The organism is Prochlorococcus marinus str. MIT 0917 (assembly GCF_027359575.1).
Lineage (GTDB): Bacteria > Cyanobacteriota > Cyanobacteriia > PCC-6307 > Cyanobiaceae > Prochlorococcus_B > Prochlorococcus_B marinus_D.
Map to the genome: position 1 here is coordinate 832,441 of NZ_CP114784.1, position 24,145 is coordinate 856,585.

Annotated in this window: 21 protein-coding genes and 1 tRNA gene; 9 read left to right on the plus strand and 13 right to left on the minus strand. The window is 37.5% G+C overall.

Annotated elements, in window-relative coordinates:
• Window positions 1-17: 17 nt before the first annotated feature.
• The 5 genes from O5637_RS04950 to O5637_RS04970 all read right to left on the minus strand — a co-directional run bounded on the left by O5637_RS04950 (window position 18) and on the right by O5637_RS04970 (window position 5,822).
• The gene (locus O5637_RS04950; protein WP_269606607.1) at window positions 18-755 is read right to left on the minus strand and encodes a Bax inhibitor-1 family protein; all 738 of its coding nucleotides are present in this window, start codon (window positions 753-755) and stop codon (window positions 18-20) included.
• Window positions 756-830: 75 nt separating this feature from the next.
• Complete coding sequence (locus O5637_RS04955) at window positions 831-1,808, minus strand: PhoH family protein (RefSeq protein ID WP_269606610.1); 978 nt, start codon at window positions 1,806-1,808, stop codon at window positions 831-833.
• A 37-nt stretch (window positions 1,809-1,845) separates the two neighbouring features.
• The gene (rpsP, locus tag O5637_RS04960) at window positions 1,846-2,178 is read right to left on the minus strand and encodes a 30S ribosomal protein S16 (protein WP_269606612.1); all 333 of its coding nucleotides are present in this window, start codon (window positions 2,176-2,178) and stop codon (window positions 1,846-1,848) included.
• A gap of 87 nt (window positions 2,179-2,265) precedes the next feature.
• The gene (ffh, locus tag O5637_RS04965; protein ID WP_269606614.1) at window positions 2,266-3,729 is read right to left on the minus strand and encodes a signal recognition particle protein; all 1,464 of its coding nucleotides are present in this window, start codon (window positions 3,727-3,729) and stop codon (window positions 2,266-2,268) included.
• 38 nt (window positions 3,730-3,767) lie between these two features.
• Complete coding sequence (locus O5637_RS04970; RefSeq protein ID WP_269606616.1) at window positions 3,768-5,822, minus strand: IMS domain-containing protein; 2,055 nt, start codon at window positions 5,820-5,822, stop codon at window positions 3,768-3,770.
• 115 nt (window positions 5,823-5,937) lie between these two features.
• Here O5637_RS04970 and pdhA point away from each other — a divergent pair, with 115 nt between their 5' ends.
• Complete coding sequence (pdhA, locus tag O5637_RS04975) at window positions 5,938-7,014, plus strand: pyruvate dehydrogenase (acetyl-transferring) E1 component subunit alpha (protein ID WP_269606618.1); 1,077 nt, start codon at window positions 5,938-5,940, stop codon at window positions 7,012-7,014.
• Window positions 7,015-7,032: 18 nt separating this feature from the next.
• Here pdhA and O5637_RS04980 read toward each other — a convergent pair whose 3' ends face one another.
• Window positions 7,033-7,974, minus strand: a complete 942-nt coding sequence (locus O5637_RS04980; RefSeq protein ID WP_269606620.1) for an RpoD/SigA family RNA polymerase sigma factor — start codon at window positions 7,972-7,974, stop codon at window positions 7,033-7,035.
• Window positions 7,975-8,131: 157 nt separating this feature from the next.
• The gene (locus O5637_RS04985; RefSeq protein ID WP_269606622.1) at window positions 8,132-9,724 is read right to left on the minus strand and encodes an NAD(P)H-hydrate dehydratase; all 1,593 of its coding nucleotides are present in this window, start codon (window positions 9,722-9,724) and stop codon (window positions 8,132-8,134) included.
• On the opposite strand from O5637_RS04985, the gene mnmA reads away from it, so the two are divergent.
• On the plus strand, window positions 9,724-10,938 hold the full coding sequence (mnmA, locus tag O5637_RS04990; protein WP_269606624.1) for a tRNA 2-thiouridine(34) synthase MnmA: 1,215 nt from the start codon (window positions 9,724-9,726) through the stop codon (window positions 10,936-10,938). The two genes, O5637_RS04985 and mnmA, sit on opposite strands and share 1 nt — an antisense overlap.
• Here mnmA and O5637_RS04995 read toward each other — a convergent pair.
• Complete coding sequence (locus O5637_RS04995) at window positions 10,935-12,413, minus strand: apolipoprotein N-acyltransferase (protein WP_269606626.1); 1,479 nt, start codon at window positions 12,411-12,413, stop codon at window positions 10,935-10,937. The two genes, mnmA and O5637_RS04995, sit on opposite strands and share 4 nt — an antisense overlap.
• A gap of 164 nt (window positions 12,414-12,577) precedes the next feature.
• On the opposite strand from O5637_RS04995, the gene O5637_RS05000 reads away from it, so the two are divergent.
• The 3 genes from O5637_RS05000 (at window position 12,578) to sodX (ending at window position 14,052) form a co-directional block, all read left to right on the plus strand.
• Window positions 12,578-13,135 (plus strand): FKBP-type peptidyl-prolyl cis-trans isomerase, encoded by a 558-nt coding sequence (locus O5637_RS05000; RefSeq protein ID WP_269606628.1) that lies wholly within the window; start codon window positions 12,578-12,580, stop codon window positions 13,133-13,135.
• Between the two features lie 94 nt (window positions 13,136-13,229).
• The gene (gene sodN, locus O5637_RS05005) at window positions 13,230-13,700 is read left to right on the plus strand and encodes a superoxide dismutase, Ni (protein ID WP_269606914.1); all 471 of its coding nucleotides are present in this window, start codon (window positions 13,230-13,232) and stop codon (window positions 13,698-13,700) included.
• Window positions 13,675-14,052 (plus strand): nickel-type superoxide dismutase maturation protease, encoded by a 378-nt coding sequence (gene sodX / locus O5637_RS05010; RefSeq protein ID WP_269606630.1) that lies wholly within the window; start codon window positions 13,675-13,677, stop codon window positions 14,050-14,052. The genes sodN and sodX overlap by 26 nt, the downstream gene beginning before the upstream one ends.
• A 33-nt stretch (window positions 14,053-14,085) precedes the next feature.
• On the opposite strand, the gene trpC is transcribed toward sodX, so the two are convergent.
• From trpC to O5637_RS05025, 3 genes are read right to left on the minus strand one after another with little or no spacing between them, the layout of a single operon-like run.
• The gene (gene trpC, locus O5637_RS05015) at window positions 14,086-14,973 is read right to left on the minus strand and encodes an indole-3-glycerol phosphate synthase TrpC (protein ID WP_269606632.1); all 888 of its coding nucleotides are present in this window, start codon (window positions 14,971-14,973) and stop codon (window positions 14,086-14,088) included.
• 41 nt (window positions 14,974-15,014) lie between these two features.
• Window positions 15,015-16,457 (minus strand): dihydrolipoyl dehydrogenase, encoded by a 1,443-nt coding sequence (gene lpdA / locus O5637_RS05020; RefSeq protein WP_269606634.1) that lies wholly within the window; start codon window positions 16,455-16,457, stop codon window positions 15,015-15,017.
• Window positions 16,454-17,290 (minus strand): TrmH family RNA methyltransferase, encoded by an 837-nt coding sequence (locus O5637_RS05025; protein ID WP_269606635.1) that lies wholly within the window; start codon window positions 17,288-17,290, stop codon window positions 16,454-16,456. The genes lpdA and O5637_RS05025 overlap by 4 nt, the downstream gene beginning before the upstream one ends.
• A 243-nt stretch (window positions 17,291-17,533) precedes the next feature.
• Here O5637_RS05025 and murA point away from each other — a divergent pair, with 243 nt between their 5' ends.
• The 4 genes from murA to O5637_RS05045 all read left to right on the plus strand — a co-directional run bounded on the left by murA (window position 17,534) and on the right by O5637_RS05045 (window position 21,438).
• Complete coding sequence (gene murA / locus O5637_RS05030; protein ID WP_269606637.1) at window positions 17,534-18,910, plus strand: UDP-N-acetylglucosamine 1-carboxyvinyltransferase; 1,377 nt, start codon at window positions 17,534-17,536, stop codon at window positions 18,908-18,910.
• Between the two features lie 39 nt (window positions 18,911-18,949).
• Window positions 18,950-19,031, plus strand: a tRNA-Leu gene (locus tag O5637_RS05035).
• 8 nt (window positions 19,032-19,039) lie between these two features.
• Entirely contained in the window at window positions 19,040-20,221 is a 1,182-nt protein-coding gene (locus O5637_RS05040) for an aspartate aminotransferase family protein (protein WP_269606639.1), read from the plus strand.
• Window positions 20,200-21,438: a bifunctional folylpolyglutamate synthase/dihydrofolate synthase gene (locus tag O5637_RS05045; RefSeq protein ID WP_269606641.1), complete on the plus strand. Its 1,239-nt coding sequence runs from the start codon at window positions 20,200-20,202 to the stop codon at window positions 21,436-21,438. Before O5637_RS05040 ends, O5637_RS05045 begins: the two co-directional genes overlap by 22 nt.
• A 21-nt stretch (window positions 21,439-21,459) precedes the next feature.
• Here the strand turns inward: O5637_RS05045 and O5637_RS05050 are convergent, their stop codons facing one another.
• Together O5637_RS05050 and O5637_RS05055 are read right to left on the minus strand one after the other, a co-directional pair.
• A complete protein-coding gene (locus O5637_RS05050; protein ID WP_269606644.1) occupies window positions 21,460-22,812 on the minus strand; it encodes an FAD-binding oxidoreductase in 1,353 nt (450 codons plus the stop codon).
• Window positions 22,805-24,124, minus strand: a complete 1,320-nt coding sequence (locus tag O5637_RS05055; RefSeq protein WP_269606647.1) for an amidohydrolase family protein — start codon at window positions 24,122-24,124, stop codon at window positions 22,805-22,807. The genes O5637_RS05050 and O5637_RS05055 overlap by 8 nt, the downstream gene beginning before the upstream one ends.
• Window positions 24,125-24,145 lie beyond the last annotated feature (21 nt).

A 24,145-nucleotide genomic window follows, 5' to 3' on the forward strand; every position in this document is an offset into this window, starting at 1 on the left:
TGTTTAATTTATTAGTCTCAATCTCTTCTGCCACCACCTTGTAGAGCAATAATAAGACGAAGAACAAAAACAAATAAATTTATATAAGTTAAGTACATTCCTAAAGCTCCTGCCAAATACTGTTCGTCGTTGTAGCGTCTTGGCATTGTATAGAAATCTACAAAAGACATCGCAACAAAAAGTACAGTTCCAAAGCCAGCAATCATTAATTCAAAGCCACTGCCTCCAAACATCCCTGGAGCAAATAAACCACCAATAAACTGGAAAACCATTGCAATAATAAGACCAATTAATCCAAGACCAACTGCGCCTTGCAAAGCCTGACCGACATTATCACTCATTTTTCTGCCTACGGAAGATGCGATCACGAAAGTGATTCCAGTAGCAAATACAGCTGTTCCTATTGCTCCCATTCCTGCAACTTGAATTGCCAACCCAACAATCCCACTTAGAGTAAAACCAGTTAGCAAGCTGAATCCCGTCAATAGTGGAAGCGCTTTAGAATTATTTGCGTTATTGGCAGCGCTACTTGCCATGAAAAATAGAACTATTTCTGCAATAAATGCAACTATAAATAGAGGCCCAAACAGAGGATTGTTAGTTGCTTGTAAAGAAAGTCCCCCTAAGACACCTAATCCGGTTAATGCCATTCCTCCGCCTACATAAGGCAGGGCTTTATTAACTACATTTGGGCCAATAAGTGCACTTGATTGTGCTTCTCGAATAGCTTGTTGAAAATTGCTGTTTGCTGGCATAACGCACCAGATAATTATTAATAACTATTTTGACACAAAAAAAATAAGTCTTCATGAATGTGAATGCGGATCACCCTATCGTTTTCTTTTATCTAACTCTGCATAAGCATCAACAACGCTTTGAACAAGTGGATGTCTAACGACATCTGCTGAGGTAAGCCTGCAAACTGAAATCCCATCTACCTTTTCGAGTAAATCTGCTGCTTCAATAAGTCCACTCATTTGTCCAAATGGCAAGTCTACTTGAGTTACATCACCAGTTACTACCATTCTTGATCTTTCTCCTAACCTGGTCAGAACCATTCTCATTTGAGCTTGAGTCGTATTTTGAGCTTCATCAAGTATCACAAAAGATTCTTCTAAAGTTCTGCCTCGCATGTATGCCAAGGGAGCAACTTCAATAACGTTTTTTTCAATAAGTAAATTAGTTTTTTCTTGTCCAAGTAAAGAGTGTAAAGAATCATATAAAGGACGCAGATAAGGGTCTACCTTTTGCTGTAAGTCTCCAGGTAAAAAGCCCAATCTTTCTCCAGCCTCAACTGCAGGTCTTGTTAAAATAATTTTCTCAATTTTTCTCTCAGTAAGCATTCGCACAGCGAAGAGAGTTGCTAAAAATGTTTTTCCCGTTCCTGCTGGGCCTAAAGCAAAAGTAAGATCACTTTTCTCCATAGCTTCTACATAAAATTTTTGTCTAATTGTTCTTGGTCTTAAAAGATTTCCTCTTTGACTTCTAGCTAAAACTTTATTTGTTGATTTGGCGTAATCATTTTTTTTACCATTATCTAATGCTTCAGCCGCGGCATGTAAATCTACGGCAGAGACAATTTGTCCCTCTTCCCAAATTGGTCTAACTAATTCAACAATTGCTGCAGCTCTCTCTAATTGATAAGAATTTCCTTTTATTTCGAGTTGCAATCCCCTTAACGCAAAAACAGCACCAGTTAGTGTTCCCAATCGGTGAAGTGTTGACTGACCAGTACCTGACAAAGCAGTGGCAGCATCTGAATCAGGCAGATCTATACAAAAGCGACCTTCAGTGGTTGCTTCAGACATAAATTTTCTTGAAATTATTGATATTAATCAAAACTTCTTATTCAGAAGTTTCAGATGCAGCTGCATCTTTTTTCTTTGCTGATCTTTCTTTTTCTTGTTTTTGCTTACCTAGGACTTCAGCAGGTCGAACTTTCTTTTCAAGGAGTCCTCCTTTTTCTAATAAAGTTCTTACTGCATCAGTAGGCTGAGCACCTTGTCCTAGTCGAGTTCTCAAGGCCTCTGTATCTAATCTAGTTTCTTTGGTTCTTGGATTGTAAAAGCCTAGTTCTTGCAGTGGGCGACCATCTCGCCTTGAAGTGCTATTACAGGCAACTAGACGAAAACTGGATTCACGCTTTTTACCAAACCGCTTAAGGCGGAGCTTGATCATCTTCGATTTATTTGTAAGTGGATTGAACTCAAAAGTTCTTCAGTTTAATAATACTCCACAGATGATTAATATAGCCTTTTGATATCTCTAAAGATCACCAAAACCTTTCTTTTTCTTGACTGGACGCTGTCTTCGGGGCGCAGAACCTGGACCTCCTCTTCCTTTTCTTGACTGATATGGATTAGTACCTGCTGAAGGAATGCCAGGGAGTCCTCCCATGCCAGGAAGTCCCCCATCCATTCCAGGAAGACCTCCACCAGTAGACATCTGCTTCATCAAGCCCCGCATCCTCTGAAAATCCGCGAGAACCTTGTCTACATCTGCTGGCTGATGTCCGCTGCCACTTGCAACTCTTCGACGTCTTGATGGTTGTGCTGCCAATAATTCAGGCTTATTCCTTTCCTCTACTGACATTGAACCAATCATTGCCTCGATTTTCTTAAGTTGATCTTCTCCACTTTTAATCATTCCATCATCAATTTTATTCATTCCAGGAATCATTTTCAGTAGCCCTCCTAAAGATCCCATTCTCTTAATCATCCTCATCTGTTTTACAAAATCCGAAAAATCAAAAGTTGCTTCTTGAAGCTTCTTTTGCATGATTTCCGCATCAGCAATCTCAACTTCTTTCTGTGCTTTTTCAACAAGTGTCAAAACATCTCCCATCCCTAGGATTCTGCTAGCCATCCTCTCGGGATAAAAAGGCTGCAATGCCTCAACCTTTTCACCCGTCCCTATGAATTTGATTGGTTTCCCACTGATTTTTTTAATAGAAAGGGCAGCTCCACCTCTTGAGTCTCCATCAAGCTTTGTGAGAACAGCACCAGTTATTCCTACTTTTTCATGAAAACTCCTGGTTATGTCTGCGGCCTCTTGGCCAATCATTGAATCAACTACCAATAAAACTTCATCGGGGTGAACGGCATCTTTAATCCGAACCATCTCTCCCATCATCTCGGTATCAATTTGAAGCCGCCCAGCAGTATCGACAAGAACAGTATCAAATCCTTCTTCCCTAGCCTTTTCCAAGCCTTTTCTTGCAATCTCCTCAGGCTTTGAATTTAAACTTAAATTAAAAACTTCTACACCAATTTGATTTCCCAGCGTTACTAATTGATCAATAGCTGCTGGTCTGTATGTATCAGCAGCGACAAGTAATGGCTTTTGATTTTTTTCTTTAAGAAGCAATCCAAGTTTTGCTGTAGCTGTAGTCTTTCCAGCACCCTGAAGTCCAGCCATTAAAATTACGGTTGGTTTTTCCTCTGAATCTGCCAAGGGATCATTCTCTCCACCCATTACATTTACTAGTTGCTCATGAACTACTTGAATAAATTTCTGACCAGGATTTATACCTCTGACAACCTCTGTACCAACAGCCTTAACTCTTACTTCTTCGATAAACTCTTTTACTACAGACAAACTAACATCAGCTTCTAAGAGAGCTCGTCTAACCTGTTTTAGCGCTTCATCAACATTTTCACTTGAAATTTTAGCTTCACCTTTAAAGGCCTTAACAGCATCTTCAAATTGATTAGTTAGTTCCTCAAACATTTTCTTAGAGTTACAGAAATAATGTAAAAAATTATTTTTTAATTTCCACTAATATAGTCAACTATTTGCCAATTTTTTTTATTCTTGCCAATTATATACTTTACTTTCAAAGAAGGAATAACCGTTTCTGATAAAATCTCACCAGAGGAACTAATCCTTTTATCTTGATAATCTAATTCAACATCTGCTGCAATTCTTTTATCAGATCTTTGAACAATATTGATTGAATTTATATTTGCATCAATAATCTGTCTTTGTCCTAGTAATTTATCTTTTTTTCTCTGTTCAATAACTCTATTGAACAGGGATGTTCTCGCGACAGAAGAAAGATACTGACTTTCTGAACCATTCAAAACATCTGCCTTACCTGCTAACCATGATTCAATAAGGAATTTAATTTCTTGTGATGAGGGGTCTACTGAGGTGAGAGGAATTAATTTATTTAAACCCAATATTTCTTTATTATTAACTATTTTACTTGATTCATTATCTATAATTTTAATATCTTCAGGTTTAACAAATTCAGATTTAGATATTTTATTGAGATCATTATTTTCTGATGGTTTTCTCTGTATAATTATACCTAGGCCTGTTCCAACAATAAATAACCCAACAAATGCTAAAGCACTTGTATAAATTGGGCGCTTTAAAATGAAAGATTTGAAATCTGACTTTTTGATCAATTCAAATGTTGAATAATATTTTGAGACTATATTTTTAACCAAGTCAGATCTTAAGAAAGCGTCACTACTTTGAAATCGAGATTTAAAAGACTTTCCTTTCAGAATTTCATCCAAAGCCCCACCTGGCATTGGCAAATCAGCTTGTTCCTCCAGTTTTTTTGATGAATTATTGTCAATTTGTTGTTCAGGGGCCAGTGAGGATAAGAATGAAAATCCCGCTTTTGCAATGCCTAATGCCCCTTTTGTTTCCAACTGCTCTACATAAATTTGAACTTCTTGGCTAGCGAACCAATCATCAAGATTTACAGTTTGTATTTCAACATCACTAAAACCTACTAATACATCTTTTTTCAACCAATTTATACAGTAATCACAAAGAGCTCCGAGTGTCTCGCCTGGATAATTATCTAACCAATCTTTTAATTTCTCATCTGAACTACTTCTAAAACGAGACTCTGCTTGCTGTACATCCCCTAATAAAAGATCTAGGCATCCAATTAAGGGCATAGGATCAAAACCATTAATATTTATATTTCGCAGGTATTTACGAGCTTCTTGAAAGAGTTCTGGTTTCCGATAAGAAAAGCCAGAAGCTATCAAGGAAAAAGCTGCAAGAAAGCCTGCATCTTCTGACCCCCTTCGATACCAATTCACATAGATTTTCGACTGCTCTTTTGCAGTCAAAAATTTCCTAATTTGAAGGAAAAATAGCTCAAAATCATTTTGATTTAATCCTGCTATTTTTTCTGAATTTCTTTTCCCTTCTAGTCCCCCCCTTTTATTTACAAAATCTTCCAACAACATCAGGCCTTCCTGATGAGATTTCTCATCTTCTTTCTCTCTGCTTAATAAATCAAGAATTCTATATGGAAGTAAAGTCTCTAAATCAAATTCAAGGGTTTTTCTTTCTTCAACAAGCTTTCCCATCCTCTGCAGTAATTGAATACCTTCCTGAAGCAAATCAGCTCCTGAAGCGTATCTTCTGCAAGCCTGCTCCTCAATAGAGGCGTCTCTACAAGATAAAGCTGCTATTAATGTTAAATCTGACTCTCTACCACTGCCCAAGGCTGGGGCTTGTGGAGGTTGCAACGCTTTTTTTGCAAGCTTAAAAGCCTGAAAAGAAGCATTTGATTCCCACAAGAGAAGTAAACCAGCAACTTCTCTATTTGATGACAATTCAAGTCCTGAAGAACCCTCAATCAGAGCAAGTTCGTAAGATTGTCGTTCGACAGGATTAGATAAAAGATCAGCAGAAAGCCTTAGAAGCTCAGACCTCTGAGCTAAAACTTCATAAGTAAAGCCTTGCTTTGGAGGACGATCTAGCCTTAGCTGAAAAGCCCTGAGGACTTCTTCAGCATTTGCAGAAGGGCTAACCCCCAATAAGCGAAAATGATCAATAGGTAATTCCAATCGCTACTAGGTAATCAGAAAAAAAAGCTCTAGGCATCGTAAGGGGTTTTAACCATTTTGCATCCATTGACGCTTAAAGTCTAAAAAGGATTGATAAGTGAATATGAACAAAGTCATGTCTCACAACCAGGACAAAACAAGCCAAGACCCTATTCAGCACAGGGAACACGCCGACAGACTAAGCAATCTTGGCGACACAAAACCAGCTCAAATCAATAGAGAAATTGGTTTAAATCTTTTCAAAGATATGACTTTGGGAAGACGATTTGAAGATAAATGCGCTGAAATGTATTACAGAGGGAAGATGTTTGGGTTTGTTCATCTTTACAACGGACAAGAAGCTATAAGTACAGGTGTTATTGGGGCAATGAAACGCAAACATGACTGGTTTTGCAGTACTTATAGAGATCATGTTCATGCTTTAAGTGCTGGAGTACCTGCGAAAGAGGTGATGAGCGAGCTATTTGGGAAAGAGACAGGCTGCAGTAAAGGAAGAGGTGGATCTATGCATCTTTTTTCTAAAGAACATCATCTACTTGGCGGTTATGCATTTATTGGTGAAGGTATTCCAGTTGCCCTTGGAGCAGCTTTCAGCAGTAAATACAAAAGGGAGGCTCTTAAGGAAAATAGTGATTCTGTAACTGCAGCATTTTTTGGAGATGGTACTTGCAATATTGGTCAGTTTTATGAATGTTTAAATATGGCTCAATTATGGAAATTACCGATCATATTCGTAGTCGAAAATAATAAATGGGCAATTGGAATGGCCCATGACAGAGCAACTAGCGAGACTGAGATATGGAGAAAAGCTTCAGCATTTGGCATGCCAGGAGAAGAGGTAGACGGGATGGATGTCTTAGCAGTGCGAGGGGCTGCTCAAAGGGCTGTACAAAGGGCAAGAGATGGGGAAGGGCCAACTTTAATAGAGTGCCTTACCTACAGATTCAGAGGCCATTCTCTAGCTGATCCAGACGAACTTAGGTCTGAAAAAGAGAAGGAATTCTGGGCCAAAAAAGATCCAATTAAAAAGCTAAAAAATGATTTAAGTAGTTCTGGATTCGTCTCTGATGAAGAGTTAAAAAATATTGAGAAAGAAATTGATATGGAAGTTAACGATGCTGTTGAATTTGCTCTAAAAGCTCCAGAGCCTGACCCTAGTGAGTTAACTAAATATATCTGGGCAGAGAACTAAAACTAAAGTTAATAAAATTCAAATTCCACTAGGAAGCTTTCTCGTGAGATTTCTCAATTTTCTTAAAGCTTTTAACTCAACTTGCCTAACCCTCTCACGAGTGACCTGTAACAATCTGCCTATTTCTGCGAGAGTATGTCTTTCATTCCCCTCTAAGCCAAATCTAAGCCTAATAACGTGCTGTTCTTGTTCGCTTAGATGACTTAGCCATCTTCCAAGTTGCTCTTGATGAATTTTTTGTTCAACTTTATCTAGCGGTTCTTCACCAGAGCCGTCGGCTATTAGATCACCTAAAAAGCTGCGACCTTCATCACCATTAACGGGTGCATCAAGACTGCTAGTAGTAAGAGCTTGTCTCAAAATCGAATCAAGTTCTTCTAACTCAATTTCCATTGCCTCAGCTATTTCAATACGGCTAGGCATTGCACCGAGCTTATGAGCCAAATCTAAGCTGACTTTTCTAATGGTCGCTAATCTCTCACTTAAATGAACAGGTAATCGAATTGTTCTTGACTGACAAGCAATCGCTCTTGTCATGCTTTGTCTTATCCACCAAAAGGCATAAGTAGAAAACTTATAACCACGAGTTGGATCAAATTTTTCTACTGCTCTTTCTAATCCAAGAGAACCTTCCTGGACTAAATCCAAAAGTTCAAGGCCTTTTCCTTGATATTTCTTTGCAACACTTACGACCAATCGAAGATTGGCTTTCATCATTCTTTCTTTTGCCCTTCTTCCAATTCGAATCAATCTTCTTTGATGTGAATTAAATTCTTTGCTCTCTTCCTTAATCTGACCATCCTCGGTAAGGCTCATCATTGTTTGAACTTGATTACCAAGTTCAATTTCTTCTGCTGGTGTTAAAAGAGGAACTCTTCCTATTGAGGAAAGGTACCAACTAATTGGATCACTGCTGCGTCGTTTTTGGGATTCAGCAGGCTTGGGTGCAGATGAAACCATTGTTTCTAGACCCGTTTATTAAAGTTGTAAGACTTTCCTACAGAAAACGTCAAAGATGCCTAGGTTTCATGAATGCTTCAGATTCTGTTGACGATTAGTTAACAAATGACACCAAATCAACCATTTAAGGCGCTGTAAATGGTTGTTTCAAAACATTTCAAGTGCTTTCCTTTTTTATTAATTCACTAAGAAAAGTGCAAATAGCACTCGCTGTGCTGCCTTTTGTGCAAAAAGCCCCTGCATATGCATGCATCAACGCTGAGGCAGCCAGCAAACTTGTATCCAATCTTTTATCACTTGCAAGTCCAGAGGCACCCATCCCTGAAACAAACCCAGCCAGCACATCACCAAGGCCAGTTCTTGCAACACTTGAATTCACTTGCCCTATTTGCCACGTTTTCCCTTCTGGATCAGAAATAACACTATGAGCACATTTTAATAAGACCGAAGAACTGGAAATTTTTGCAGCTTCAATTCCAGCCTTCAATGGATTCGAACAATCAATTAAAGGAAATAGCCTTTTAAATTCTTCAAGATGAGGGGTAAGCCAGGTAGCACCTTTTCTATCATTTAGCCATTTCCAGCCTTTCGAAGTTATCGAAAGCCTATTGATTGCATCAGCATCTAGAACAAGTAGGCCTTTGAAATCCTGCAAGTCAGAGCTAAAACAATCTTTTTCTTCTGCAATCCCTAATCCAGGCCCAAGCAAAATCGAGTCAAACCTATTCAAGTCAACTTTATCTAAAACTTTAGAAAGCCCTGAAGAACCGTCCTTAAAAGTATTTAGATCTCCAAGCAATAAGACTTCAGGTTGCGCAGTCCAAAGAGCAGATGAAACTGAATTAGGCAAAAAAGCGCTAACACTACCTGTTCCACTTGCTAAAGCCCCATTCAAAGCAAGGGATGCTGCTCCTCTGTATTTCTCACTTCCTGCAATCACAAGAACTCTTCCTCTTTGATATTTACTTTTGCTTTTACTTGGCTTAGGCCAAACGAAATCAGATAAATCTGAAAATGAAATCCTCAGAGGCTGTGTTTCAGGAAGATGAGCTAAAACCTTATCTGGAATCCCAATATCTACTCTCTCTAAATCACCCACAAAATCAATAGCTGAATCTTGAATCAACCCAGTCTTAAAGAGACCTAAAGATAGAGTTGAAGAAGCTTTACATGATTTATTTGATAATGTATTTCCATTATCTGAGTCTAATCCAGCAGGAACATCAATACTAATTAATTTATCAGGACTAGATTTTTTCTTCGTATTCAACAAGTGAACTATTTCATCAGAAATAATTCTTGATTGACCTAATCCAAATAATGACTCAATCCATAATGAATCAGAATTCGAATCAGGTTTTTGCTTCAAGTTTTCAATACCAATTCGAATTGCATAGTCGAAATGTTTTTGTGTTAATTCTTTTTTCAATGGAAATGGGCACCAAATAGAGACATCAACGCCTGCCAGATAAAGTTCTCTTGCAACAACAAGTCCATCTCCTCCGTTGTGACCTGGCCCTACTAAAACGATTGCACCATTTTCAATCAATCCTTGTCTGTCTAATATCCATGTAGAGATACCAATCCCTACTTTTTCCATCAGAGATTCAACAGGCATACCCAAAGAAAACATTTCTTTTTCTATGTTTTGCATCTGCTCTGAAGAAACCATCAAATGTTCCGAATCAGATTGAGGCCAATTCAAAATCAAAAAGCAACCAAACCCACTATGAATAGAAGCTACTATCAATGCCCATGAATGTGGAAACAAGAGAAACAAAAAAAGTTTTAAATCATTTGACTTCAGAAGAAACAGTCGCGAAAACATTAAAAAGACTGCAAGCATTTTCTGGAAATCATTCGGTTGTAGTGGGGCTTTCCGGAGGCGTAGATAGCTCCCTAACTGCTGCTCTACTCTGTGAAGCAGGGTGGGATGTAGTTGGTTTAACTTTATGGCTAATGAAAGGGAAAGGGTCTTGCTGCTCAGATGGATTAATTGATGCAGCAGGGATATGTGATCAACTTGGAATTAAGCATCACGTAGTAGATTCAAAAGAAATTTTCCAAAAAGAAATAATCAATAATGTCGTAAAAGGATATGAAGAAGGCATTACACCTTTACCCTGCTCTCGCTGCAATAAATCAGTCAAATTCTCAGAAATGCTGAAATGGGTTAAAGAAAATAAAAATGTCGAAAAGATCGCTACAGGGCATTACGCAAGGATTAGATATTCAAATGAATCTTTCGACAAAAATGATCTTCCGAGTGATGGAATCAAAAGACATAAGCTCTTAAGAGGTAAAGATCTCAACAAAGATCAAAGCTATTTTTTATATGATCTCCCACAAGAAATCTTAGGAAAAACAATTTTTCCTCTTGGAGAATTAACTAAAGAGATAACACGAATCGAAGCTTTGAAACATTCATTAAAAACTGCCGAAAAACCAGAAAGTCAAGACCTTTGTCTCGCTGAACATTACGGATCAATGAATGCATTTATTGATAAGTATTTACCCAAAAAAAAAGGAGAGGTTGTCCTTAAAAACGGTGAAGTTATAGGTTCCCACAATGGAATTCAGCATTTCACTATAGGACAACGGAAAGGATTAGGTATTGCTTGGGAAGTGCCTTTACATGTTGTTGAAATTGATGCCTCTTTAAACAGAGTAATTGTTGCACCAAGAGAAGATTCTGGGAAGTCAGAATGTATTGTAAAAGATATAAATTGGGTATCAATTGAAGCGCCTCAAGAACCAATTGAAATTGAGGTCCAAATTAGATATAGAAGTAAAGCAGTGGAAGCAAAGCTAATACCAATTATTGATAGTACTAAAGAAAATTATTGTTATAAATGTCATATTCATTTTAAAGAAGATCAATTTTCAATTACTCCTGGACAAGCAGCAGTATTTTACAAGGGTGATTATGTATTAGGAGGAGGACTTATTTCTAAAGAGTATTAATAATACCCATATTTACGCAATCGCAAAACGCCTATTAAACTTATAAAAACAGTTGAGATCAAAGGTACGTCACACATTAATATATATAATGTTCTCTTTCCATTCAACTCCAGATCAACGAGTTTAACAAGTTCTTTATTTGGTTCAAGAAGAGTATCAATTTTACCATTACTTTTAATCAAAGATGTTGGTCCAGTATTGGAAACAGAGATTAAATTTTTTGATGTTTCAATACTCCTTAATTGAGCAATAGATAAAAATTGACTCTGCAAAGAAATAGGGTAGGGATCTAAATTTGCAATCACTAAAATCCATTGAGCCCCTTGATTTACTGCTTTAGCTAAGGCTTTCCCGTTACTCAACTCATAACAAATAGCACCTGCAAAAGATGGGCCCTCCCAATCAAGAAGTCTTGATGGATTCCCACTTTCAATTCCACCTACTGCAGAAAGGCCATTTTTCAAAAAGCTTGGCAATGCAGGGATCCATTCTCCTAGCGGGACTAATCTAGATTTGTCCAATACATCCGAAAAAGACTCTTCATCTGGATGAAAAACTAATAGTGAACTTCGTAGAGAACCTTTTATCTTTCTGAAACCTCCAGTGAGAAATTTAATTGGAAAATCTCGAATCTTTGATCTATCCAAAGGCAACGTTCCCTCTGGAGCAATTAAAAAAGATGCATTCATTTCAGCAGCATCAGTTAATGCTCTATTTACCTTTGAAGGCAAAGCATTTATTTCTTCATGACTAAATTTTTGTCTTATTGGAATATTTGTTTGCCACATTGCTACCTTTTCTGACGAATCAGTTGGAGAATCCAACAACAAAATAAATCCAATTAAATGAGCTAAAGACAAATAAACAACGCCGAGAGAAATCAATTCCTTAAGTGTTTTTCTAGCTTCAAAAGCAATTGAAAGTTGCCAAATCCACCATCCAACTAAAAGATGGATAGAGGCCAAACCGCCTGAACCTATCCATCTTGCCAATCCAGCCAAATATCTATCTTGTGGCAACAAACTTGGACCTATGCCCATCCAAAATAAAGGGCCTCTAGAAAGTAGTTCTTCAGTTAGCCCCCATATTGTTGACAATAAGACGGCATAAATAAACTTATTCTCTAATTTAGAAAACTGCCGTCTTCCAGGAGCCAAAAAGCCACTCAAAGCTGACCAAATAAAAACCAGAGCCCCTCCAAAGGCTCCACAAAAAAGCCATATAAAAATGGTAATAGGTAAGCTTAAATTTGAGTTTATCCCTACCCAACTGATTGGGTGCAAATATAGCAACCACTTATGACTCCATAAAATAGCCATCGCACCCCAACAAAAGCCTCCCCATGGATTCTTACTGGCAGGCCAAAGTAAAGATATTCCCAAGAGCATAAATATATAATTTCCTTCACTCAGGGAGATTCCTGCTAGAGACCCCCCAGCAAAAGCTTTAAAAAAAAGAGAGTAGATATTATTCATAAATCTAATTTAAATAAAATATACACCGACAAAATCCATACTTTCTGGTTAGTTATCTTTTAAATGGATGTAATTTGGGTATTAATCTGTAAGAATATTTCCGACTGCTTAATATTGCTGTGAGAGAAATCTTAATTAGCTTTTCTGTTTGCCTCAGCTGCTTGATGATTGCATTGATCAGCCAAATCATCTCACCAACTCCAACAAGTGCCTTACAAATCAACGAGCCAATCCAAGCTGATGTAAGGCAATCCACAAAAGCCAGCGAGAATGTAACTACTAATCCATTTGAATTAGACCCAGAAGACCCTAATCCATCACTTTTTACCATGGCTTCAGACAAAACCAGTGCAAGCAACTCCCCTCTCGGAAGGGCTGAGATAGGAGCATCTCAAGTAACTTCAAGTGGACTGAAAATTACTGAATTAGTTTTAGGCGACGGTCAAGAAGCTACTCCAGGAACAAGTGTCTCAGTAAATTACAAGGGTACTCTTGATGATGGAAAAGAATTTGACAGCAGTTATGGAAGAGGTCCTTTTGAATTCTCTTTAGGTGCAGGGATGGTGATAAAGGGTTGGGATGAGGGAGTCGCAGGAATGAAAGTTGGAGGTAAAAGAAAATTAGTCATCCCTCCAGAGTTGGGTTATGGCAGTAGAGGAATAGGTCCAATCCCCCCTAATTCGGTTTTAACTTTTGAAGTGGAATTATTGGGTGTTAAGTAAATTTCTTAAATTATTCAGAAAGCTCTAGAAAAAATTATGGCGTTTGTTGACAAACGCCATTAATGTAAAAAAAAAGTTCTCAAATTATTTTCAGATGTTGAGCGAAACACTTACATCAATCTTTAACAAGCTACCAGCAAAATCTGTTCACGCTCACTGTGACGGACCTTGCGGTGTATACGACCCTGCTTCTGCGAGGGTTGCCGCAGAAGCAGTTTTGTCTATGACAAAAAAACTTATTGCTCTAGCTCCAGCTGGTAACGATCAAGCTTCCATTTCAGCTTATAACAATACTTTTTCTCGCTTCGTTGCGATTAAAGAAGAAGAATCACAAAAAACCAAAAAAGAACTTTTAATCCTCTGGACTGATTACTTCAAGCCTGAACACTTAGCTACATATCCAGATCTTCATGACACTTTTTGGAAAGCAGCAAAGCTTTGTAGTGCATGCAAGGTAAATATTGATCAAACCAAGGCAGAAGAATTATTAGCAGCCGTACAAAAGATTCACTCGATGTTTTGGTCTTCAAAAGGTAGAAGTGATAGCTGGGTTACCGCAAGCTGATAAAAGTCTTTTCCACAAGCCAGACTTATTTACTTTATTTACTTTAATAATCGGTTACCGACAACATTTACGTGTTGTCGGTACTTCTATGGAAAGAACTCTTAAAGAGGGAGATTTAGTAACATATAAAAAGTTAAACCAAAAAAATATTGACTTAGAGATTGGCGATATCGTTGTTGCCTCTCATCCAAAAACAAAAAATAAGTTAATAATTAAAAGAATTCATAGGATTTATCAAAACAAATTTGATTTAAGGGGAGATAACTCCTTAGCAAGCACTGACAGTAGAGAATTGGGTTTAATTGAATTAGATTTAATCATTGGGAAAGTAGACAAAATTTTCTCTAAATAGATTTAAGAGATTGGCATGGATCTTTTCTTAAATTTATAACTTACCAATTAATTTTTTAACTCCAGCTAATATGTCTTCCTGTGACATAAGAGATTCACCAACCAAAACAGCATCAGCCCCATAACTCTTTACTAAATCCAAATCCTCACGAGTAAATAAACCTGACTCGCTTACCAAAGTAATAGATTTTTTCTTGATTTGGTTAGCATAATTCTTAGCCAACTTCTTGGTAACTTCAAGATCAGTTTTAAAACTCTTTAAATTTCTATTATTAATGCCTATTAAATTAAATACATTAATATTTAGGACTCTTTCAAGTTCTTCTGAGTCATGAACCTCTACTAGAATTGTAAGTCCCAAATGTTTAGCAACCTTAGATAAGTACTTTAAATCAGAATCAGTCAGGATTGCGGCTATCAAAAGTGCAGCATCAGCGCCAGCAGCTCTTGCTTGGTAAAGCTGATAGGGATAAAGAATAAAATCCTTACATAGGATTGGGATTGTGATTTCCTTTCTAACTTCAACTAATACATCAAAACCACCTTGAAAAAATTTTTTATCTGTTAAGACTGATATACAATTAGCACCTCCATCTTGATACATTTTACCTATCATTCTTGCGTCAAAGTCCTCTCTAATTATTCCTCTACTTGGACTAGCTTTTTTTATTTCTGAGATTAGCGCTGGTTTTGAATTACTATTTCTTAATGCATCTATAAATTTTTTTGTTTTTGGTAAATCCTTGATCTTTTTCTTTAAATCTTCTAGCGAAACTTTTTTTCTTGCAATCTCAACTTCTAGATGTTTTTCCCAAACAATTTCCTCCAAAATATTTTTAGGTTTTGAATCTGGGTGAGGGATTGCATACTCTAAATTAGCTACTTTTATACTTGGGTTAGGAGGTCTTCTTCTGATTTCCATAATTTAAATAATTAATGATCTTTAAAATAAAATTTGATTTACTACTTCTTTATTTGCAAAGATGCCTGTTTATAGGCAACCTCTACAACTTCGCTTAATGTTGGGTGCGTATGAACTTCTTTTGCTAAGTCATTAACTCGTTGTCTTCTAGAAATTGCATTAGAAACTTCTTGTATCAGATCAGCCGCATGTAATCCATAAATATGAGCCCCAAGGACCTCTCCCGTATCTTTACTAAAAATCAACTTCATAATTCCATCACTTTCCAATTCAGCCAAGGCCTTAGAGTTCGCTTTAAAATAACTTCTAACGATTCCAAGTTCAAAGCCTTCATTTTTTGCTAAATCTTTTGCTTCTTCTTCCGAAAGTCCAACGGAACTTATCTCAGGGTGAGTAAAAGTTGCTGCAGGAATACTTCTGTAGTCAATTTCAATTGTTTTTCCTAAAATATTTTCTACAGCAATACTCCCCTGCGCTGCAGCGGTATGGGCCAACATCAACTTACCCGTAACATCTCCCACTGCCCATAGATTAGGAATTGGTTTTTCATTTACCAATACTCTCATCTGATCATCAATTGGAATAAAACCTCTCGTTGTTTCAACTCCAACTGATTGGAGATTTAGATTTTTAGTCGACGGTACCCGGCCTGTTGCGACCAGAACCGCGTCAACTTGTAACTCCTCAACAACTTCTCGACTCTTTGCATCTGTAAGCTCGACCTCAACGGGACAACCTGGCTTAACTTTAGTAGCGAACACTCCGGCTCGAGTTTCAATATCTCTTTTATCAATTAGATTTCTTGAAGCAATTTTCGTGATATCAGGATCAAAAGTAGGCATTACTTTATCGAGAGCTTCAATCATGGTTACCTCACAACCTAAAGCTGTATAAATATCAGCGAATTCCAAACCTATATAGCCACTACCAATTATTGCAATCCATCTTGGCAACCACTCTAAATTAATAGCCTCATCACTTGTGAAAACCGTTCGTCCATCAATTTCAATACCTGGCGGCACAAAAGGGTCTGAGCCTGTAGCCAAGATAATATCTCTGGCGGAAAAGATTCTATCAACTCCATTTGTTTCTCTTAAACCGACCTTTTGATTTCCTTCTAATCGTCCTTCTCCTCTAAGTATCTCAACTCCCGATCTTTCTAATGTTTTAGTTAGATTTTTTCGAATTGTCTCAACTAAGTTTTTTGCATGTTCGGCAATTTTTTTACGTTCAAATCTAACCGGAGCGGAATGTATACCAAATTCAGCAAGATGAGGAACATTTGCAAGCTCACGAACCTTACCACTGGCTGCTAGTAATGCTTTAGACGGTACACAGCCTCTGTTAACACAGGTTCCACCCATATCTCTTGATTCGACAATCGCCACTTTCAAGCCAGCCTCTGCTGCATGTTTAGCAGCATCAAAACCTCCATATCCAGCTCCGACAACAATCAAGTCAAAGTCAAAAGAAATTTCACTCACGGTTTTTTTTGGATACCCTTAACCATTTTTACTCTTTGTCGCTCCAACAAGAGAGGAACTGCCGCAGATGCCACATTTAGTGAATCAACTAATGAGCTATGAGGCAACGTAACAAAGTCTGAACAACAGGCTTCAATTGAAGAATGAACACCTGAGCCTTCATTACCAAGAACCAATACAGTAGGGAGATCCCAGTCTAATTCCCAATAAGGTTTCACTTTCTTATTAGTAATTTTATTAGGTGAAATCGTTCCTACTACTTGATAATTTTTATCAATTGCATTATTGAGTTTTGAAACAAGCATTTCAATACTTAAAGAAGATGAATCTCCAATCCGTTGAAAAGGTAAATGAAGAACTGAGCCAGCTGAGGATCTTAAAACCTTTTGATTTAGTGGATCTGCTCCCGAAGCTAACCAAATAACTTCATATTCAGCAGCAAGGGCTGATCGGAATAAATTTCCCAAATTACCAGGATCTTGAATCCTATCTAAAGCTAAAATGTGTTTTGGGGTTTTTCCCGGTTTTGGCAACCCTGACATTGGGAATATCGCTGCGACACCATCAGGTGTCACTGTTGACAAAGATGCTTCTAAAACATTGGTACTTACCTGGATTAATAAAGATTTCGAAGCTATTTTTTTTAAAACCTCCTCATGCTCATCACACCATTCAGGAGTTGCAATAACTTCTGATGGCAAAAAATTTGTTTTCAAAGCCTCTTCTAACAAATGAGACCCCTCAAGCAAAAGAGAAGAATGCTCATCACGTCCAGTTTTTTTTAAAAGGCCCCTCAATCTCCTAACCAAAGGGTTCCTTTTACTTGTAATCAATGGAGAATATGAATTATTAATTTTCCAACCTCAAATTATTTAATTTTTAAAAAGCAGAAAAGTTTCTTGCGTTTAAACAAACATTGAATTTTCTTATTAAATCCAATAAAAACTATATTAAAAATTTTATTCAAACTTGCAACATTATCAATATTTAATTTGAACCCATCAATTTTCAATAAGGTTGACTGGACTATTTGAAATCCACTTGGCATTATGGCTGGGTAAGCAGTTCGCTCCAATATGAGTAGTGTGGCGACAATTAAAAGGAATATTATTCCGCCACATCTGGAGGTGAAAGGAGGGTATCCGCTTAGTGGGATCTTAAAAGTTAGTGGAGCAAAAAATTCTTCGCTAGCTTTAATGGCTGCGTCTCTTCTTACGAAAGAAAAACTCCTCATTAAAAATGTCCCACAACTTACTGACATCGAAGTCATGTCAGAGATTCTCCGCAATTTGGGCGCAAAGTTAACTAAAACAAATAATTCTATCGAGATTAATTCGGAGTCCATTCATAACGTTGAATTACCCTATCAACTGGTTCATAGTTTAAGAGCAAGCTTTTTCTGTGTTGGGCCGTTACTTACAAGACTTGGAGAAGCTAAAATTCCTTTACCTGGTGGTTGCAATATTGGAGCAAGACCTGTTGATGAACATATAAATGGTCTAAAAGCTTTAGGGGCGGAAGTTGAAATAATAAAGGATGTTGTAAAAGCTCAAGTCTCAACCAAAGACAAAAGATTACGTGGAGCAAATATTACTCTAAAATATCCCAGCGTTGGAGCCACGGAAACCATCTTGATGGCTTCTTGTTTAGCTTTAGGTAAAACAACAATATCGAATCCCGCTAGAGAACCAGAGATACAGGATCTCGCTAAAATGCTTAATTCAATGGGAGCAAAGGTTTTTGGCGCTGGAACAAAAAGAATCACAATCCTTGGAGTTGAATCTTTGAGCGGGACTTCTCATTGTGTTATACCCGACAGGATAGAAGCAGGAACTTTTCTTATTGCAGCAGCAATAACACGATCGCCTCTCATTATTGGTCCAGTAATCCCAAATCATTTGAGCGCTGTTATTTCAAAATTACAGGAATGTGGCTGTTCAATATCTCATCATGGGAATCATCATTTAAAAATCATTCCAAGAGAGATTTCAGGAGTTGACATAACCACAAGTCCATTCCCTGGCTTTCCAACTGATCTTCAGGCTCCATTTATGTCATTAATGGCCACCGCTAAAGGTTCAAGCAAAATCAAAGAAAGAGTTTTCGAGAAGAGAATGCAACACGTTTTAGAGCTAAATAAAATGGGCGCCTGTATTTATCTAGAAAACAATACTGCTTATATAAAAGGAGTAAAAGAACTTGTAGGTTCAAATGTAGAGGGAGGAGATTTACGTTCTTCTGCTGCCATTATCCTTGCATGTCTATCTGCCAAAGGAAATAGTATTTTCACGGGTCTCGAACACTTAGATAGAGGTTATGAAAAATTAGAAGAAAAATTAACTAGTGCAGGTTCTATAATTTCTAGAAAATTTGATCAAACAACATCTCAAAGTTCTTTCTCTAACAAAATAATTAATAAAGACAATATTGATACCCAAAAAAATGCAGCTTAGTTTCATATTTTTGCTAGCTTTGACATAAAATAAACGTATGGGAGCGTGGTGGAATTGGTAGACGCACCGCACTCAAAATGCGGCACCTTCGGGTTTGTCGGTTCAAGTCCGACCGCTCCCACTTCATTGATGAAAACCTACAATCGTTTTCCTTTAGACCTCATCAGGGGTAAAGGCTCATGGGTGTGGGACAAAAAAGGTCAGAAATATCTTGATGCTGTGGCTGGTATTGCAACTTGTTCACTTGGCCACAGTGATAAAGCATTAATCAAATCCTTATCGAAACAATTAAAAAGACTTCAACATGTATCCAACCTCTACGGGATACCAGAGCAAGAAGAACTGTCTCAATGGTTAACTTCACAAAGTTTTGCCAAGAGTGTATTTTTTTGTAATAGCGGTGCTGAAGCAAACGAAGCTGCAATTAAATTGGCAAGAAAATATGGACATATAGAACGTAATATCGACAATCCAGTAATTCTTTGCTCAAAAGAAAGCTTTCATGGAAGAACACTCGCAGCTGTAAGTGCTACGGGACAACCGAAATATCACAAAGGTTTCGAGCCAATGGTTCAGGGATTTCAGTTTTTTTCTTATAACGACAGTGAATCTTTTGAAAATCTATTTGATGATTTAGAAAAAACAGGTCCTCAAATTGCAGCTGTATTTATTGAACCGATACAAGGTGAGGGAGGAATAAATATTGGGGAAAAATCATTTTTTGAGCTCCTAAGAAAAAAATGTACCCACAGCAATGTTTTATTGATATTTGACGAAGTCCAAACTGGAATGGGAAGGACAGGTACTCTTTGGGGATATGAGCAACTGGGGATTGAACCTGATGTTTTCACACTAGCCAAAGGGCTTGGTGGAGGACATGCCATTGGAGCTCTATTGGTTAATCAATTAGCTGATATCTTTCAGCCCGGTGATCATGCCAGCACTTTTGGAGGGAATCCTTTCGCTTGTAGAGCAGCTCTAACCGTTGGGAAAGAAATACAAAAAAGAGATCTCCTAAATAAAGTTACCGAGAGAGGTGCTCAATTAAAAGAAGGATTGATTAAACTTTCAAATAAATATTCAGACATATTTATTTCCACTCGAGGCGTTGGGCTTATTCAAGGTCTCGTTATAAAAGACAATATCAAAACAACATCTCTTGATATTGTCAAATCCGCCTTAGAAGAGAAACTACTTCTAGTATCAGCTGGTGTAAAAGTATTAAGGATAGTCCCTCCTTTAACTATTACAAAAAAAGAAATCAACGAGCTTTTATCGAGACTGGACAAATGTCTGATGAAACTTTCATAGAACAATCGAATTTCATTTTTGAAAGCAAGAGCAAAGAATATAAAGATATGAATCTGGGCATAGATCGTATGTCATTGGCTATTAACGACATGGGAGATCCCTGCAAAGAAACACCTGCTATTCACATAGCAGGAACAAATGGCAAAGGCTCTATTGCGGCTTTTATTAATAGTGTTCTTAGCTTAGTTAATATCAAAACTGGAGTTACAACTTCCCCCCATTTAGTTGATTGGGTCGAGAGAATATGTATCAACAAGACTCCAATATCAAAAGAAGAATTTCAATCATTAAGTCTGTCTCTTTCTCCAATTGCAAAAAAATATAGCTTGACACCTTTTGAATATCTTATTGCAATAGCACTTAAATATTTTACTTTAAGGGAAGTTGAACTTCTTATCCTTGAAGTAGGGCTTGGAGGTAGACTTGATGCAACAACCGCGCATCAATATAGACCTATTATTGCATTTGGAGCTATTGGGCTTGATCACTGTGAATACTTAGGCAATAGTCTAGAAAAAATAGCTATCGAGAAGGCAGCTGTAATAACTACAAAAAGTACTGTCATTACAGCTACTCAACACAATATTGTAAAAAGAGTTTTCGAAGAAACTGCCAAAAGGAAACAAGCAGTCATTCATTGGGTAGATCCAATTCCATCAGACTGGGAACTCGGCTTATCAGGAGCAATCCAAAAAGAAAATGCAGCTGTAGCCAAAGGGGTTATTGAATCCTTAAAAAATATTGGATGGAATATTTCTGAGGGGCAACTTCGAGAAGGCTTATCTCTTGCCAAATGGCCTGGAAGACTCCAAACAACAAAATGGGAAGGGATGCCCATAGTTGTTGATGGCGCACATAATCCTCATGCGGCTAAGCAATTATCAATTGAAAGAGACGCATGGACAGATCAAGAAAGTGGAATTATTTGGATACTAGGGATTCAAAAAAGAAAAGACATGATAGGCATTTTGCATAAGCTAATTAGAGAAAAAGATTTAGCTTGGATAGTTCCTGTTCCAGGCCAACAGAGCTGGTCTAAAGATCAAATTTTAAGCTTTTGCCCTGAATTCAAAGACCAAATCAAAGAAGCTCTTAGAGTGGAAGATGTTTTATCTGCACTTAAAAAACAACCTAGATGGCCATCTCCACCACCTATCATTTCAGGATCGCTATATTTAATAGGTGATCTTTTTCAAAGGAAAATATTGACAAGTTAAATTGTTTAATAAGCAATTAAATCAATTGCCTTTAAGATTCCACCCTTTGAGTTTACCTGGATTGAGAATCCCTTTTGGATCAAAATTACTCTTAGCTTGCACTTGATCAGAATCAATTACACCTAAGCCTCCATCTTCAACAGTGATTGTATGCGGATTAAAAATCACTGCACCAAGGTCTCTACATTGACTGATTAATTGATTCATAGCCTCTTCACCTTGCCATTTCACAAGTGGGAGTGAAGCTATTCTTTGAACTCCATTTTGACGAACACATTCCAAATGCCATAAAAGATTGAATCCCCACTCGGATTTCAATTTTCTCATCATTTCAGATTCAGGCTGAGGAAGAAGCATTTGCAAATAGGTCCAATCAGGATCAATGCCACGCATATGTAAAGTTGTATGGTTCCAAGAAAGCTCTCGAAGGCCTTTCCCAGCCTTCAGGTTTTCCGGACCTAAATCATCAAAATCTGCACCAGCCGACTTTGCAAGTCGCTCAATTGTACTAACACCATCAGGCGAGACCAACAATAAAATCCTATGTTTGCCTGAAGGCTTACCAGACCAATGCGGAAGACAATTAACAATTTCTTTCTCGAATAAGGTTCCCAAATAAAGCTCTAGTGCAGCACAATTAACTTTGGATAACAAGTCAACAGCCTGATCCCAATCAAAACAATCGACAACTATTTGTTGCCATTCAACAAATGGAGTAGTTGTTAATGTCAACGCAGTAATAATTCCGTTAGTGCCATAAGCATGGTTCAATGCCTCAGAAGTATTTGCGTTCAATTCTAGTTTTCTTGGAGACTCCTCAGTAGTTATTATTTCTAAGGATTGCAAATGGCCAGGATCTCGCAGGAAGCCCCAACGAACGGATCCAATCCCACCTGAACCACCAGCAATGAAGCCGCCAACAGAGGCGCTTCTCCATGTACTTGGTAGCAACCGTAATTGACGGCCATATTTAATCAACTCATCATTGATATCTCTAAGCAAACAACCAGATTCAACTGTGATTTCACCTGATTTTAAATCGAAATTTCTAATTTTCTTAAGGCCAGACATAACCATAACTACTCCACCTTCAAGGGGAACACTCTGCCCATAGTTCCCTGTTCCTGAGCCTCTAAGGGTCAAAGGAGTTGAGTGCTTATTACAAATTCGAGCAACATCAATAATTACATCTACTGAAAGTGGTCGGACAACTATGTCAGCCAAGCAATCTTTCAATTCATTAATCAATATTGGTGAATAATCAAAGAAATCTTTAGAGAACCTTTTTAAATCACTAGTTTTTTGATAGATCTCTAGATGAGATACTTGTTTTAGTTCACTTAATAGCAATTCTATTTTCTCTTTACTAGTCATGACTCTTGATTTGTGAATGTTGTTTTTTGTTTTTAGGCAATTCATTCAAGAATTCACCATTAACTACTACTCTTCGTTTAGGTTTATGAGACAAAGCTTTTACCCAACTATTTGAATCTAACAAAATAAAATCGGCAGGGCTTCCCTTTTGAAAAAGGCCATCCCATTTAAGGCTAAGTAAATCTGCTGGAGACCAAGTAAATGGAGAGAGGCCCAATCTGTCCCAGGGAGATAGATGAGCAATTGGCATGGACAAAGTCATTAAATGAATTGGATCAAAATTAGACAAAGGGAACCATGAATCATTTATATTGTCTCCTCCTACAGATACATCGACTCCTGCTTTTTGAAGTTGAAAAATTGGTGCTAGTGGTCTTTTAGTTAAAGTGGATCGATCTTTTCTTCCTAAAAGCCAAGAATTAGTTAATGGTAAAGCAACAACTTTTAATCTGTTCTTAGCCATTTTGTTCGCTAAAAATGAAATCTCTTTTTCTCTTAACAAGCCCATGCTGCTTAGATGACTACAAGTTATTGATATATCATTTTTAACTTGGCCTAATACTTCTAGAAGTAATTTTAATCCCCCAGCTTGGCAGAATTGAGACTCATCAATATGAAGATCAATATCACACTTAAGTCTATTTGCAAGTTGCACTAGGTGAAGTAAGGACTTAAAAGTCTTCCTCTTATTGAAAGGAGGCGCTATTACCCCACCTAAGAGATCTCCATTTAGAGCAACTCTTTGAGCTAAACGCTCACCTTCATCACTTTGCCAAAAATCTAATGGAACCAAAGCCACAAACTGTAAAAAACATTTCTCTTGCCATTTTGTTCTAATACTTTCTATCAGATCCCAATCTCTCATTGCTGTCTCTCCAAAGCTGTCTATATGAGATCTAATTGCCCTGATCCCATTAACAAGAGCTAGATTGAGACACTTTTCAACTCTGAAAATTAATTCTTCTTCGGACCTCAATTCATATTCACGGAGATTTGCTGCTAGAGCATCTTGATAACTACCCCTCAAGTTAGGTGAACGTGACCATGAAAATGCTTTATCTATATGAGCATGAGGTTCCGCAAATCTTGGCAGAAGGATTTCCTCCGGAACTTTAGATGTTTCGCTTAAACCCTTAATAGAGGTAATCGTTCCATCCCTCCACTCAATTTGAATAGAGGACAAGCCTTCTTGATCAATTGATGTTCCTAAAACATCCTTTCCATTGCCAATCAAACATCTTGGGACAAGAACATCTACGCGCCCAGACTTTGGAGGACTTGCAATCAATTCAACATCTTTTGCGAAATTCACTTTTGAATAGATTACAATACC

Excerpts from the sequence above, each read along its gene's own strand:
- O5637_RS04950 (WP_269606607.1), bottom strand. The coding sequence starts at position 755 with ATGCCAGCAAACAGCAATTTTCAACAAGCTATTCGAGAAGCACAATCA.
- O5637_RS04955 (WP_269606610.1), bottom strand. The coding sequence starts at position 1,808 with ATGTCTGAAGCAACCACTGAAGGTCGCTTTTGTATAGATCTGCCTGAT.
- rpsP (WP_269606612.1), bottom strand. The coding sequence starts at position 2,178 with ATGATCAAGCTCCGCCTTAAGCGGTTTGGTAAAAAGCGTGAATCCAGT.
- ffh (WP_269606614.1), bottom strand. The coding sequence starts at position 3,729 with ATGTTTGAGGAACTAACTAATCAATTTGAAGATGCTGTTAAGGCCTTT.
- pdhA (WP_269606618.1), top strand. The coding sequence starts at position 5,938 with ATGTCTCACAACCAGGACAAAACAAGCCAAGACCCTATTCAGCACAGG.
- O5637_RS04980 (WP_269606620.1), bottom strand. The coding sequence starts at position 7,974 with ATGGTTTCATCTGCACCCAAGCCTGCTGAATCCCAAAAACGACGCAGC.
- mnmA (WP_269606624.1), top strand. The coding sequence starts at position 9,724 with ATGCCCATGAATGTGGAAACAAGAGAAACAAAAAAAGTTTTAAATCAT.
- O5637_RS04995 (WP_269606626.1), bottom strand. The coding sequence starts at position 12,413 with ATGAATAATATCTACTCTCTTTTTTTTAAAGCTTTTGCTGGGGGGTCT.
- O5637_RS05000 (WP_269606628.1), top strand. The coding sequence starts at position 12,578 with ATGATTGCATTGATCAGCCAAATCATCTCACCAACTCCAACAAGTGCC.
- sodN (WP_269606914.1), top strand. The coding sequence starts at position 13,230 with ATGTTGAGCGAAACACTTACATCAATCTTTAACAAGCTACCAGCAAAA.
- trpC (WP_269606632.1), bottom strand. The coding sequence starts at position 14,973 with ATGGAAATCAGAAGAAGACCTCCTAACCCAAGTATAAAAGTAGCTAAT.
- murA (WP_269606637.1), top strand. The coding sequence starts at position 17,534 with ATGAGTAGTGTGGCGACAATTAAAAGGAATATTATTCCGCCACATCTG.
- O5637_RS05040 (WP_269606639.1), top strand. The coding sequence starts at position 19,040 with ATGAAAACCTACAATCGTTTTCCTTTAGACCTCATCAGGGGTAAAGGC.
- O5637_RS05045 (WP_269606641.1), top strand. The coding sequence starts at position 20,200 with ATGTCTGATGAAACTTTCATAGAACAATCGAATTTCATTTTTGAAAGC.
- O5637_RS05050 (WP_269606644.1), bottom strand. The coding sequence starts at position 22,812 with ATGACTAGTAAAGAGAAAATAGAATTGCTATTAAGTGAACTAAAACAA.